This window comes from Mycobacterium sp. NTMscope_MAC_269, from assembly GCF_976985695.1.
This window is the reverse complement of record NZ_OZ335668.1, coordinates 1,601,346-1,613,589: the sequence shown is the minus strand read 5'-3', so window position 1 is coordinate 1,613,589 and position 12,244 is coordinate 1,601,346. Positions and strand designations below refer to the sequence as shown.

Here is a 12,244-nt window from a genome sequence, read left to right as displayed (position 1 = left end):
GCGCACAACGCACGGACAACCCTGTCGCCGGAGCGTTCCGCAGTTTAGAGTCGGCGTATGGGGCAGGTAACGGACCGCTGGCGGGCCGCTCGGGTGGCATCGGCGCTATATAACACGGCGGCGATGAATGACGGTATCGCTGCGGTGGGCGCAAAAGCGTTGTGGGGATTGGCGTTACCCGATCTGTTGGCGGTGGTTGAGCGCGTCGCTGATGCTCCCCCCGGCGCCCATGTACTTGACATCCCGTGCGGTGGGGGCTTTGCCTTCCGCGGCTTGCGCCCCGGCCAGGACTGCCACTACGTGGCCGCTGACATTTCCCCGGACATGCTCGGGCGCGCGCGCAGCCGGGCAGCTCAGTTGGGCGTGGCGGCCCTGATGGAGTTCACCGAAGCTGATGTCACGGATTTGCCCTTCCAGGACAACACCTTTGACCTGATCTTGACCTTCAACGGTCTGCATTGTCTTCCGGACCCGCACGCCGCGGTCGTCGAGCTTGCCCGCGTGATGAAGCCGGGTGGAGTTCTTCGCGGCAGCACGTGTGTGCGCGGCCGCGGCTGGCGCCAAGATCGTTTTGTGACGGCGCTGCAGGCGGCCGGCTTTTTTGGGAATACGCCCCAGGCCGGTGACGTGGAGCGCTGGCTCAGGGATGCGGGACTCGACGTCGTGGCCGCACGCCACAGCGGTTCAGTCGAGTTGTTCGAGGCCGTCCGACCCAGCCCCGCCGCCACCTAGAGCTCGGTGTCGAAGACGGACACCGGGTCGAGGATCACGCCGGTTTCCTCGACGTAGCGATCCCACAGCGCCACCAGCTCGGCGAGCTTGTCGGGATGCGACGTGGCCAGGTCGTCGACCTCGCCGGGGTCGGACGCCAAATCGTAGAGCTGCCAACGGCCCGGGCCGTACGGCGCGGGCAGGTGCAACGCCTTCCAGTCGCCCTGCCGGATGGCGCGTCGGCCGAACAGCTCCCAACCGGTACCGGTGTCTGCGTCGTGCACGCTCTCCGCGTCGCCGTTCAGATACTCCACCAGGGAACGGCCGCGCATGGGCGCCACCTCGCGACCGCGGTAGGACGTGCCCGGATGTGCCGCGCCGGCCAGCTCCAGCACGGTGGGCGCTATGTCCATGACGGTGCTGAACGCCGTGCCGATCTGCTGTTGCCGGGCGAAGCCCGGCCACGTCATGAAGCCCGTCACCCGGATGCCGCCCTGGGTGGTGAACGCCTTGTGCAGCCGCGACGGCGCGGTCGCGGCTTGCGCCCAGCGCGGCCCGTACCAGATGAAGGAGGTGGGCCGGCCGAGGTTGTCGAGGCTGTTGTCGCAATGCTTTTCGATCTGCGCGGCGATCTCGGCGCCCCGCAGCGGCATCGCCTCCACGATCGCGCCCTCGGCGCCGTTGTCGGACAGGAAGATGACCACGGTGTCGTCGAGTTCGCCGCTGGCCGACAGGTAGTCGATCACCCGGCCGACGTTGTGGTCCATCCGGTCCACCATCCCGGCGTAGACCTCCATGCTGCGGGCCGAGCGCGCGCGCTCCTCGTCGGTCATGTCGGCCCACTCCGGCGCCCCGTCGGCCACCACCGGGTGCGCGGTGACGTCGGGTGGGCACAGGCCGAGCCGCTTGAGGGCGGCCAACCGCTCCTCGCGCAGCGCGTCCGGTCCCTCGTCGTAGCGGCCGCGGTATTTGGCGACGGATTCGTCGGGCGCCTGCAGGGGCCAGTGCGGCGCCTGGAACGGCAGGTAGGCGAAGAAGGGGCGGTCGTCGTCGGGCGCGCGCTCGCCCAGGTACCGCAGCAAGGTGTCGGTGTAGGAGTCCGACGAGTAGAAGTCGTCGTCGACGGTGACGAATTGGTCGTCCTCGGTGTAAAGCGTTGGCACGGGCGAAAACCCGCGCGCCCCCGCACCCCCGTAGTGGCTGGCGCCGGCGGGCAGCAGCGCGAACGAACGCTCGAAACCACGCGCCCACGGCGACCTCTCGATGGTGGCGCCCAGGTGCCATTTGCCCGACATCAGCGTCAAATATCCGGCGTCGCGCAGGAGTTCGGGCAACGCCGCCACCCGGTCGTTCAGGTAGCCCTCGTAGCCGGGCGCGCCGCGGAACTCCGGGGACGCGACCTCGAGCATGGTGCCGATGCCGGCGATGTGATGGTCGGTTCCGGTCAACAGCATCGCCCGGGTCGGCGAGCAGGCCGGCGCCGAATGGAAATCGGTGAGCCGGATCCCGGCGTAGGCCAGCCGATCGAGGTTGGGGGTTTCGATCTCGCCGCCAAATGCACCGAGGTCGGAAAACCCGAGGTCGTCTGCAACGATCACGAGGAAGTTGGGGCGCTTCACGCTCAAGCATCCTGCCAGGTCGACGGGCGGGGTGGAATGCTGGCGCACCTGTCGCACCGCCGATATCCGCCGATATTGTCGAGGCATGGAGACGTTGGCGCAGTTCGGGATGTCCATTCCGCTGGTTGCGGCCCCCATGTCGGGGGGACCGACCACGCCGGCCATGGTGTCGGCCGCCGCCCGTGCGGGCGCCCTGGGCATGCTGGCCGCCGGCTACAAAACCGTGGAGGCCCTCGAAGCCGAGATCAAAGCCGTTCGCGCCGAAGGGATCCCATTCGGGGTCAACGTGTTCGCCCCGAACCCCGTGCCGGTCGACTTGCAGCGCTACCGGTCCTACGCCTCGATCATTCAGGCCGAGGCCGACCAGTTCGGCCTGACGCTGCCGGCCGAGCCGATCGAGGACAACGACAGATTCGACGAGAAGATCGAATTACTGCTCGACGACCCGGTTCCGATGGTGTCCTTCACGTTCGGAATCCCACCGCGCGACGTGATCGCGGCGTTGCAACGGGCCAAGAGCGTGGTGGTCCAGACGGTCACCACGGCCGAGGAGGCGGCGCAGGCGCGCGATGCCGGGGTCGACATGCTCGCCGTGCAGGCGGCGGACGCCGGCGGGCATTCGGGCACCCTGTCGCCGTTGCGACCTGTGGCGCCCGTCGGGATTGTCGACCTCGTCAGGCAGGTCGTGGCGACGGTTCCCCTGCCGGTGCTGGCCACCGGCGGGATTGCCACGCCTGCCGCGGTGGCCGAGGTGATCCGGGCGGGGGCGGCCGCGGCCGCCGTCGGGACCGTGCTGCTGCGCGCCACCGAAAGCGGCGCGTCGGCCACTCATCAGGCGGCACTGGCCGATCCCGCGTACACCGAGACGGTGCTGACCCGGGCCTTCACCGGCCGCCCGGCCCGGGGCCTGCGCAACGCGTTCATCGACGCCCACGAAGCCGAGGCGCCAATGGGTTATCCCGCCATCCACCACCTGACCAGCCCGCTGCGCAAGGCGGCCGCGGCGGCGGGGAGGCCGGACTACGTACACCTGTGGGCGGGCACCGGCTTTCGGCACGCCACCGCCGAACCCGCGACCGACATTCTGCGCCGGCTGGCATCCGACCTGTGACAGTTCAGTATGCGAAGCGGTTGAGGACGTCGTAGCCGCGCCCGCCGCTCACCCACGTGACGTGATAGAGCAACCGCACCATGCTCGACGGGATGTGCTCGTAGCCGGCCAGCGCGGGCGTCTGCTCTAGGAACCGCAGCCGGGGATGCCAGGCCGCCATCCTGCGCGCATCCCGAATGCCCCAGGTGATGATGCCCCTGGTGAAGACCTTGGACAGCAGCGGCGCCAGGGCCGAGAGCGTATCGAAATGCATTTCGCCACCGGGGAATCGGTCGATCAGACGCTGCAGCAGGCGACGGACTTCCTCTTCGTGCAGATACATCAGCAGGCCCTCGGCCACCACCAGGGTGGGACGCCCGGTGGGGACTTCGTCCAGCCACTGCAGTTCGGTCACCGACGAGCCGACCATCCGGTAGCGCTCGGTATCGTCGTAGAGCTGCCGCCGCAGCCCGATGACGCTGGGCTGATCGACGTCGAACCACGAGACCCCCGGCGGTACGTCGAGCCGGAAGGCTCGACCGTCAAGACCGCAACCCAGGTGCAGGACAACGGCTTCGGGATGACGGGCGAGGAAATCGGCGCTCCAGTCGTCGAATTTCCTGGCGCGCAAGGCGACCAGGTACTGGTTCGAGGCGGGCAACGTGCTCCGCCGCATGCGCTGGAAGTCGTAGCTGATCCGGTCCACCGCGTCCGCGGCTACCCTGTCCCCCAAAACCGGCTGCTTCGAACGACTTTCACACGCGCGCAGATACAACGTGACGAGGTTCGTCCATTCCACCGAGCCCCAGGCGACGGAGGTGAAGTCGACTTTGTCCGTTGCGGTCATCGCTGCTTCCTTTTCGCGCGGTATTCCGTCCACATTTCCATGAGCTGGTCGCGGTAGGCCTGCGTGCAGAACTCGCAGAAATCGCGGAAGTCCTCGACACGTTGCCGTTGTTCGGCGCGGTCGTCTCCCAGCACGGACAGCGCGAATTCGGCGGGTTCGATCCCCCGCCGCATCAGCGACAACTGGGTTTCCAGCACGCTGGTGAACCCGCCCGGCGTGACCCGGTAGAGGTGCTGGCGATTCGGGCTCGGCAACCGCTCCACCATGCCGCCCTCCAGCAGTTGGCGGGCAACGGTGCTGACCGACGCCTTGCTCACGGATAACGCGGCGGCCAGCGCGGTCAGCGACTGCTGCGGCGGATCGCAGATCAACAGCCACCCGTAGAGCCGGCCCATGGTGCGGGTTGCCCCCAGCAGCTCGAAGAACAGCCCGAGGCGGTCGACGAACTCGGCCTCTTCCGGCGACATGCGACTCCATCAGATCGTTCAGTACATACTAAACGTAACGTACACCAAGCGGCCCGCGCACGGAACCCCGCCGGGAACTCAGGGTTCGGACCGATACGGTCCGAGTCAGAACGCCTCGGGATCCTGCTGCACCGCGACCGGCACCGGGTGCCGATACAAGCGGGATGCGTTCTCCCAGGTGAATTTACGGATGACGTCGGGCGGCAGGTCGCCGATCTGTTCGTGGATGGTTTGTTGGGTGTGCGGCCACGTCGAGTCGCAGTGCGGGTAGTCGGCCTCCAGCATGATGTTCTCGACACCGATCCGGTCGCGCTGCACGAACGACGACTTGTCCTCGACCGCGCAGAACCAGAAATTGCGGGTCAACACCTCCGCGGGGGTCAGTCGCTCACCGAGCGCTTGCCAGGTGCCATACATCGCGTGATAGCTGAGCATGTGGTCGAGCCGGTCGAGCAGCCCTGCCACCCAACCGATTCCGCCCTCGGACAGACAGATCTTGAGATCGGGGAACCTGCTGGGCAGTCCCGAGTACAACCAGTCGACGGCCGCGGAGATGGCATAGGCGAAGAACAGCACGCCTTGCACGTCGGGGGGTGCGTCCGCGGTGGTGGACGGCGACGAGCCGGACGAACCGATGTGCAGGTTCACCACCGTGCCGGTCTCGGCGCACGCGGCCATCATCGGATCCCAGTGGTCGGTGTGGATGCTCGGCAGGCCGAGCATCGCCGGGTTCTCGCTGAACGTCACGGCGTGGAAGCCGCGCTCGGCGTTCTCGTAGATCATCGCCGCGCCGAGCTCGGGATCGAGCAGCCAGGGCAATTGGCATCCGATGATGCGGTCGGGGTACGAGCCCGCCCAGACCTCGAAATGCCAGTCGTTCCACGCCCGGACGGAGGCCAGCGCCAGGTCGCGATCGGCGGTTACCTGCTGTAGCCGCTGTCCGGCGAAGCCCGGCAGAAACGAGGGGAAGTTGAGCGAGGCGTAGATCCCGTTGAGGTCCATGTCCTTGACGCGCTCGTGGATATCCCATGCGCCCCTGCGCATCTCGTCGAACCGGACGGGCTCGAAGCCGTACTCCGCCACCGGCCGCCCGACCACGGCGTTGAAGCCGACGTTGGGCAGCTCTCGGCCGTCGTACACCCAGGTTTGTCCCCCGGTGTCGGTGTCGACGACCTTGGGCGCGCGGTCGGCGAATTTTCGGGGCAGGCGGCCGGTGAACGTGTCCGGGGGTTCGACGATGTGGTCGTCGACCGAGATCACGGTATAGCGGCGTTGCGCCTTGGGTGGGTCGGGCAACAAGGTGACCGAACGCTCGGCGCCGGTCTTCGCCGTGGTGAACGCCAAGTCGGTGGCCAGTTCGTCGATCGATTTCACGCGTCACTCCCGTGAGGTGGCCCGAGGGCGTTAGGTGAGCACATCGGGATCGGCCTTGATCGTCATGCGTGCCGCGCCGGCCCAGTACACGTCGGCGGCCCGTTCGATCAGCGAGCGTTGCATGCCGGCCATGTCCGACCACTGCATGGCCACCGGCTCCTTGCCGGTGAGCATGACGTCGTAGGCCAGCTTGCAGACTCGTTCGATCGAGGCCGCGCGATACACGGCTTCGGACAGGTTGCGGCCGGTCGCGATGACGCCGTGGTTGGCCAGAATGGTCAGGTTGGCCCCACCGATGCGGGCCGCGAGATCCGCGGCCCGTGTGGGGCTGTCGATTTCGCCGTCGTAGGTCTCGACCAGGCACAGGTCGTCGAGAAACAGCGCTCCGGTTTGGTGCACCAATTCCGGCAGCCTGCCCAGCGCGGCGAGCACGCACACGTAATACGGGTGGTTGTGGATGACCACGCGGGCGTCGTCGCGGACGCGGTGCAGTTCGGTGTGGATGTGGATGGCCGGGGTGACGTCCCAGCGACCGTTGACCACGCGCGCATCGACATCCACCACGCAGATGTCGGAGGCGGTGATCTCCTGCCACCACAGACCCCAGGGATTGACGAACATGTCCGTCTGGCCGTCGAGCTGCCAGGTGATGTGTCCGGCCATGTTCTCGGCGAACCCGATCCCGGCGAGGTGACGGAACGCGACGGCAAGCGCCTGCTCGTAAGAGAGCTCGACGCCGATCGGCGGAACCACCGACGGCGCCCAGACTTCCAGCCCGCCGCGGCGTGCGTCAGGTGCGTTCATGACCAGCCTCCATCCTGGCTCCAATATCCTCGCGAAGTCGGCCTTTGGCTATCTTTCCGCCCGACGACCGGGGCAATTCGTCGAGAATGATGAGCCGTTCGGGCAGCAATTCCTTGGAAACGCCCAGCGCCAGCAGGTGTTCGACGAGCTCGGGGAGATCGAGGCCGGCGCCGTCGGTGAGTTCGGCGTAGAGGCAGACCTTTTCGCCGAACACCGGATCGGGCATGGCGACCGCCGCCGCCACCGCGATGGCCGGATGGGTGGTGACGGCGTCTTCGACCTGGCTCGCGCTGATGTTCTTTCCGCCACGCACGATGAAATCGGAGGTGCGCCCGGTGACCCGCAGATAGCCGTCGGCGTCGATTTCGCAGATGTCGCCCATGCGCATCCACCCGTCGCGGGTGAACAGCTTGTCGTGGTCGGCGCCGCCGAGGTAACCGAGGCTGGTCGCCGGGCCCCGGCACGCGGGCTGGCCCCGCCCGGTACCGGTGACGTCGCGGTCCCCGTCGAAGAGCCGGACCGACATCTCCGGGATGATGCGGCCCCCGGTGCGGAGCCTGCGTTCGCGCGGGTCGTCGACGGTGGTCGCGCTGAGCATCCCCGTTTCGTTCGAGCCGAAGAACTGCAGGATCGTGGCGCCGGTGAGTTCCTCGAATTCGGCCGCCGGCCGATACGGCAACGCCTCCCCGCCGGTGTAGACGACGCGCAGCGAGCTCAGGTCGTGTTCGCGACTGGCCGGGTCCGCCATCAACATCGTCAATTGCGTGCTGACACAACATAATACGCTGACCTTGTGTCGGGCGATCGCCTCGCACGTGGCCTTGGTGGCGAACCGGTCCAAGAGCACCGCGGTGGCGCCGAGGTAGATCGGGGTGGTGTGACTGGTCCACAGCCCGAACCCGAACGGCGTGGGTATCACCGGCAGGAATACGTCGTCCGGCGTCAGCAGCCCGTTGGCGACGGCCTTCTGATGAAAGAAATACCAACGGTTCTGGGTGTGCACGACGCACTTGGGCAGCCCGGTGGTCCCGGAGGTGGAATTGATCAGGAAAACGTCGTCGGGACCGAGCCGGGACGCGGCCGCGAGCGCCCTGGGTTCGGCGTCGACGTCGAGGCGAAGGTTCCCGCTCAGCAGCAGCGCGGGCACCCCGAGTCCGTCGGCGACGCCCGCCGCGGCCTCGCGGTGGGTTTCGTCGCTGATCAGGGCCTTCGGCTGGGCGGTGCGCAGGATCGCGGTCGCCTCGCGGGTGCCGGCCCGCGCGCCGACGCCGACGACCACCGCCCCGCAACGTTCGATCGCGACGAACAGGGCGTGGATGGCGGCGGAGTCACCGTGCCATACCGCGACCCGATCCCCGCGGGCCACGCCGACACCGGCCAGGGTCTGGGCCAAACGCGTTGCGGCGGCGTCGAATTCGCGCCATGTCAGCGATACTCTGGCATGGTCGACGTAGGCGGGACGGTCCGGCGTCTGTGCGGCGTTGCTACACACCGCGTCCGACAGCGTCGTATCGGACCACCAGCCCGCGGCGCGAAACCGGGCCGGGTCCTGCTCGGAGAATGCCGGCGACGACTCGATATCCAGCCCGTCGGCGCTCATTCGATCAATGATAGGAAAGCGACGCGCGCCGTGGTCGCACTCCCGTCGAGAATCAGCAGGCTAGGGATTCCCCGGCGCGGGAGTGGAGCGTTGCGTTTTGGCGGGAACATTCGGAGGGCGGGGATGCGACTTGTGGCAATTGCGCAGGCACCCGCAATTGAGGCCGATGATGCATCCGTCTCCGCCGGTGGGTTGCACGGGCAGTGCGCCCACCGAGCCGCTATGCGACACGGATACGGGGGTCATGGACAAAGCGGTTGAGGTCGTGGGTCCCGTCGTGCCGCCAGGCGAGGAACCCAGCGCGAAGACAAACGCGGCTACCCCCACGCAGAACGCGGCTGCTGTCCTTTCGCTATAGCTCCCCACATGGCGCGAGTTTAGTTAGTCCCGCTGGAATCAACAGGACCCGCGCGGGCCCGGTAGGACACTGCCAGGAGTCACAAAGAAACCTTTAAGGCCCATCGCCGGGCAACTGATTCGTTGTCCGAGGCGCTATTTCCCGCGCTCGCGTCCGCCGCCGCGCCATCGCCGTCCGGAGGGCATAGATTCCGGCGCTGACCGTGAACATCGCCGCGGTCAACAGCAGCCACCGAGCCAGGAATGGGTCCTGGGTCTGGCCGGTCGCCGCCCGGTAAGTGGCGCCGCCCTGTTCGATGATGCCGGGAAGGAACACCAACAGGGTCAGGCCCGCGCCCAGCGCGGGCACCCGGAGGTGATTGAGGACGGGAACATGGGGAGCAGCGCGCCACGGCCGGCGGGACAGTAGCCTGTCGAGGCACGCGTAGACCGGGAACAGCACCAGGTCGTGGGCGACGACGGCCGCGGCGAACCACACGACGATCGACTGCCACCACACCCCGGCGTTCCACAACGTGGCGGGTTTCACGGTGGCGACCACGTAGCCAAGCAGCGCGAATCCGGCGATCATCGTCAGCAGGTGCAGCGGGCGGGATCCATAGAGCCGAGCGAACGCGTTACGCACGTGCGGCCGTCCGGAAGTCAACGGCGGCCACCCATTTCGTGTTGTGGACGCCCGGCAGCGCGGGCACGATGATGCGCGCGGGGAAGCCGTGATCCGGCGACAGATCGCTGCCGTTCACGCGCAGTGCCAGCAGCGCGTCCGGGTGCATCACCTGGCTGCCCTGCAGGGTGGCGCCGGCGAAGGCACCGGCGCGTTCCAACGACGACACCCGCGCCGAGTCCGGTGCGGCCACACCGGCCAGCCGCGCCAGGTCCGCCAGCCGCACCCCGCTCCAGGATTGGGTGGTCGACCAGCCCTCCACGCAGGCGATCGGCAGCACGGCCGTGTGTTGCGGCATCGCGAGCAGCGCGGCGCGGTCCACGGACACCGGCCGGGGCCCGCCGCTCAGCGTCAGCCGCCATCGGTCGGCGGTGTCCTCGGGCGAAATGCCTGCGGCCTTCGCGGTCCGGTTGACCTGGAAGTCGGTGGGCCCCTTCCCGCGGCCGCGCCCGCGCGGCAGGAGTAAAGCGGCCGGCCGGGTGTAGCCGCCGACGGTTTGACCCGCGGTGATGATCGCGAGAAACAACGCACCGCCGCCCACCAGCGCTAGCGCGCCGCGCCGGCTCATCGTCGCGGGGCCGGGGTCGGCGGCCACCAGCCCGTCGGGCTGCCAGGGCTGCGGCTTGGTGTCCGCGCGGGCGGTGCCCAGCACGTCGCGCAGGGACATCGAGCGCAGGCCCGACCACATGCGACGGGCCTTGATCGCCACGTGCATGACGAATCCGGTGATGAAGACCCACGCGCCGAAATAGTGGGCGGTGTAGAAGCTGAACCCGAAGATGTAGTCGTACTGGATGTTCAGCACTCCGGTGACGATCTCGAACAGGATGCCCCCGACCAGCATCAGCAGCGAAAGCCGTTCCAGCAGTTGGGCAATCGACCGCGCGGGCGGCACCACGAATAGCCTCGGTATCACCGACCACAGCTTGGCGAGCACCACGGGGATGAGGACCAGCCCGAGTCCGACGTGGAGTCCCTGGGTCAGCCGGTACAGCCAGGACGGGTGGGTGGGCCAGTCGAAGGTCGGCAGCTTCAACCAGCCGACGTCGGCGGGGATGGCCTGGCCGAATCGCGGCCCGTAGGCGATGTAGGACAGCAAGCCGGTGAGGATGACGATCGGCAGCGTCACCAACAGCACCGAGGCGAATACTGACGTCAGCCAGGGACCGCGCAGCGGGCTGCGCCACAGCCGCGCGGGAAAGGCGCTGGCGGTCCGGATGATATGCACCATCGATCATCATTCACGAGGGGCCGGCGATCGTGGTTCATTTCGATGATCGTCGCAGTTGATGCCGTCAGTCTTCGCCGCGCGGTGGCGGCTGCACCTCGACGCCGGTGGCCTCGTGTTCGGGACCGGCGGCCGGGTGTTCGGCGGGGACCCGCTCCCTGAACCGGGTGCCTTCGCTGGGCCGGGCGGGACCGGACCGGCCGCCCGGATCGTGGTACGGGCCCGGCTTGGGGCGGGCCTTGCCACCGGGAAATGCCAACCGCAGGATGCTGCGCTGCACCATCAGCCACTGCTTACCGAACGGGCCGGAGTTGTAAGGCAATTCGTAGCGCTCGCAGATGTCCTTGACCTTCGGCGCGATCTCCGAGTATCGGCTGCTGGGCATGTCGGGGTAGAGGTGGTGCTCGACCTGGTAGCCCAGGTTGCCGCTGATGATGTGGAACAGCGGACTGCCCTCGATGTTGGCGGCGCCCAGCAACTGGCGCACATACCAACCGCCGCGGGTCTCGTCCTCGACCTCCTCCTGCGTGAAGCTGTAAGCCTGGTCCGGAAAGTGGCCGCAGAAGATGATGGCGTTCGACCACACGTTGCGGATCAGGTTGGCGACGGCGTCGGCGCCCAGGGTGCGCAGGTAGGTGCTTTCCACGCCGGGCGCGGTCTTGTCGAGGAAACCGGCGAGCGCCGCGATGCGACCCTTTTTCGACACCTTGCGCATCCGCTTGCCCAGGCGAGACCGCGCCGGCTGCTCGAGCCTGCCGCCCAACGCCAGCTGGGCCAGGGCGAATGCACCGGCGCTGATCAACGGCCAACCGAGGTAGTCCTTGATGATCTGCGCGCGCGCCTTGCCGCTGATGCCCTTGAGGTCCTTGCGCACCTCCGACCACGGCTTCTCGCGTTTGCGAATCGCGTCGATGTCCATGTCGTGAATGGCCACGCCCCACTCGAACAGGAGCATCAGCAGCACGTTGGAGATCGGCTGAAACAGGTAGCGCGGCACCCACTTCTGCGCGGGGTCGATCCGCAGGAGTTCGTAGCCGAGGTCCTTATCCTTGCCGAGGATATTCGTGTACGTGTGGTGGATGTAGTTATGGGAGTGCTTCCAGGATTCCGCGGTCGACGCGGTATCCCAGTCCCACACCGAGGAATGGATATCGGGATCGTTCATCCAATCCCATTGCCCGTGCATCACGTTGTGGCCGATCTCCATGTTCTCCAAGATCTTGGCCATGCCGAGGCAGGCGGTGCCCAGCACCCACGCGGTCTTCGACCTCGAGGCCAGCAGAAGCACCCGGCCGACGACCACGATCTGCCGCTGCGCCGAGATGACGGTCTTGATGTACCGACGGTCCCGGTCCCCCAGGTCGGCGAAGACCTCGTCATGAATCGCGTCCAGCTCTTTGGCGAGCTTTTCGATTTCCTGCTCGCTGAGCCGGCTCAGCGGGCTTTCTCCCCTGGATTTCTTCACGGCACTGGTCATTGGCCG

11 protein-coding genes are annotated in these 12,244 nt (G+C 67.5%); 2 read left to right on the top strand and 9 right to left on the bottom strand.

The window, feature by feature from the left end; translation table 11 throughout:
* The first annotated feature begins 57 nt into the window (after positions 1-57).
* Positions 58-732, top strand: a complete 675-nt coding sequence (locus tag ACZ50Z_RS07555) for a class I SAM-dependent methyltransferase (protein ID WP_464482984.1) — start codon at positions 58-60, stop codon at positions 730-732.
* Here the strand turns inward: ACZ50Z_RS07555 and ACZ50Z_RS07550 are convergent.
* A complete protein-coding gene (locus ACZ50Z_RS07550; RefSeq protein ID WP_464482983.1) occupies positions 729-2,330 on the bottom strand; it encodes an arylsulfatase in 1,602 nt (533 codons plus the stop codon). The two genes, ACZ50Z_RS07555 and ACZ50Z_RS07550, sit on opposite strands and share 4 nt — an antisense overlap.
* A gap of 85 nt (positions 2,331-2,415) precedes the next feature.
* Here ACZ50Z_RS07550 and ACZ50Z_RS07545 point away from each other — a divergent pair, with 85 nt between their 5' ends.
* Positions 2,416-3,441 (top strand): NAD(P)H-dependent flavin oxidoreductase, encoded by a 1,026-nt coding sequence (locus tag ACZ50Z_RS07545; protein ID WP_464482982.1) that lies wholly within the window; start codon positions 2,416-2,418, stop codon positions 3,439-3,441.
* A 4-nt stretch (positions 3,442-3,445) separates the two neighbouring features.
* On the opposite strand, the gene ACZ50Z_RS07540 is transcribed toward ACZ50Z_RS07545, so the two are convergent.
* The 8 genes from ACZ50Z_RS07540 to ACZ50Z_RS07505 form a co-directional block, all read right to left on the bottom strand.
* Positions 3,446-4,267: a class I SAM-dependent methyltransferase gene (locus tag ACZ50Z_RS07540; RefSeq protein ID WP_464482981.1), complete on the bottom strand. Its 822-nt coding sequence runs from the start codon at positions 4,265-4,267 to the stop codon at positions 3,446-3,448.
* Positions 4,264-4,734: a GbsR/MarR family transcriptional regulator gene (locus ACZ50Z_RS07535; protein WP_464482980.1), complete on the bottom strand. Its 471-nt coding sequence runs from the start codon at positions 4,732-4,734 to the stop codon at positions 4,264-4,266. Before ACZ50Z_RS07535 ends, ACZ50Z_RS07540 begins: the two co-directional genes overlap by 4 nt.
* Positions 4,735-4,839: 105 nt before the next feature.
* The gene (locus tag ACZ50Z_RS07530) at positions 4,840-6,108 is read right to left on the bottom strand and encodes an amidohydrolase family protein (protein ID WP_464482979.1); all 1,269 of its coding nucleotides are present in this window, start codon (positions 6,106-6,108) and stop codon (positions 4,840-4,842) included.
* Between the two features lie 30 nt (positions 6,109-6,138).
* Positions 6,139-6,912 (bottom strand): class II aldolase/adducin family protein, encoded by a 774-nt coding sequence (locus tag ACZ50Z_RS07525; protein WP_464482978.1) that lies wholly within the window; start codon positions 6,910-6,912, stop codon positions 6,139-6,141.
* Positions 6,899-8,512, bottom strand: coding sequence for a class I adenylate-forming enzyme family protein (locus tag ACZ50Z_RS07520; protein ID WP_464482977.1), 1,614 nt, complete (start codon positions 8,510-8,512; stop codon positions 6,899-6,901). The genes ACZ50Z_RS07525 and ACZ50Z_RS07520 overlap by 14 nt, the downstream gene beginning before the upstream one ends.
* 451 nt (positions 8,513-8,963) lie before the next feature.
* Complete coding sequence (locus ACZ50Z_RS07515) at positions 8,964-9,494, bottom strand: hypothetical protein (protein WP_464486129.1); 531 nt, start codon at positions 9,492-9,494, stop codon at positions 8,964-8,966.
* The gene (locus tag ACZ50Z_RS07510) at positions 9,487-10,764 is read right to left on the bottom strand and encodes a molybdopterin-dependent oxidoreductase (protein ID WP_464482976.1); all 1,278 of its coding nucleotides are present in this window, start codon (positions 10,762-10,764) and stop codon (positions 9,487-9,489) included. Before ACZ50Z_RS07510 ends, ACZ50Z_RS07515 begins: the two co-directional genes overlap by 8 nt.
* 64 nt (positions 10,765-10,828) lie before the next feature.
* Positions 10,829-12,238, bottom strand: a complete 1,410-nt coding sequence (locus ACZ50Z_RS07505) for a fatty acid desaturase family protein (RefSeq protein ID WP_464482975.1) — start codon at positions 12,236-12,238, stop codon at positions 10,829-10,831.
* Positions 12,239-12,244 lie beyond the last annotated feature (6 nt).

What these genes read in the sequence shown, in the direction of transcription:
- ACZ50Z_RS07555 (WP_464482984.1), top strand. Translation starts at nt 58, where the DNA reads ATGGGGCAGGTAACGGACCGCTGGCGGGCCGCTCGGGTGGCATCGGCG.
- ACZ50Z_RS07545 (WP_464482982.1), top strand. Translation starts at nt 2,416, where the DNA reads ATGGAGACGTTGGCGCAGTTCGGGATGTCCATTCCGCTGGTTGCGGCC.
- ACZ50Z_RS07540 (WP_464482981.1), bottom strand. Translation starts at nt 4,267, where the DNA reads ATGACCGCAACGGACAAAGTCGACTTCACCTCCGTCGCCTGGGGCTCG.
- ACZ50Z_RS07535 (WP_464482980.1), bottom strand. Translation starts at nt 4,734, where the DNA reads ATGTCGCCGGAAGAGGCCGAGTTCGTCGACCGCCTCGGGCTGTTCTTC.
- ACZ50Z_RS07525 (WP_464482978.1), bottom strand. Translation starts at nt 6,912, where the DNA reads ATGAACGCACCTGACGCACGCCGCGGCGGGCTGGAAGTCTGGGCGCCG.
- ACZ50Z_RS07520 (WP_464482977.1), bottom strand. Translation starts at nt 8,512, where the DNA reads ATGAGCGCCGACGGGCTGGATATCGAGTCGTCGCCGGCATTCTCCGAG.
- ACZ50Z_RS07510 (WP_464482976.1), bottom strand. Translation starts at nt 10,764, where the DNA reads ATGGTGCATATCATCCGGACCGCCAGCGCCTTTCCCGCGCGGCTGTGG.
- ACZ50Z_RS07505 (WP_464482975.1), bottom strand. Translation starts at nt 12,238, where the DNA reads ATGACCAGTGCCGTGAAGAAATCCAGGGGAGAAAGCCCGCTGAGCCGG.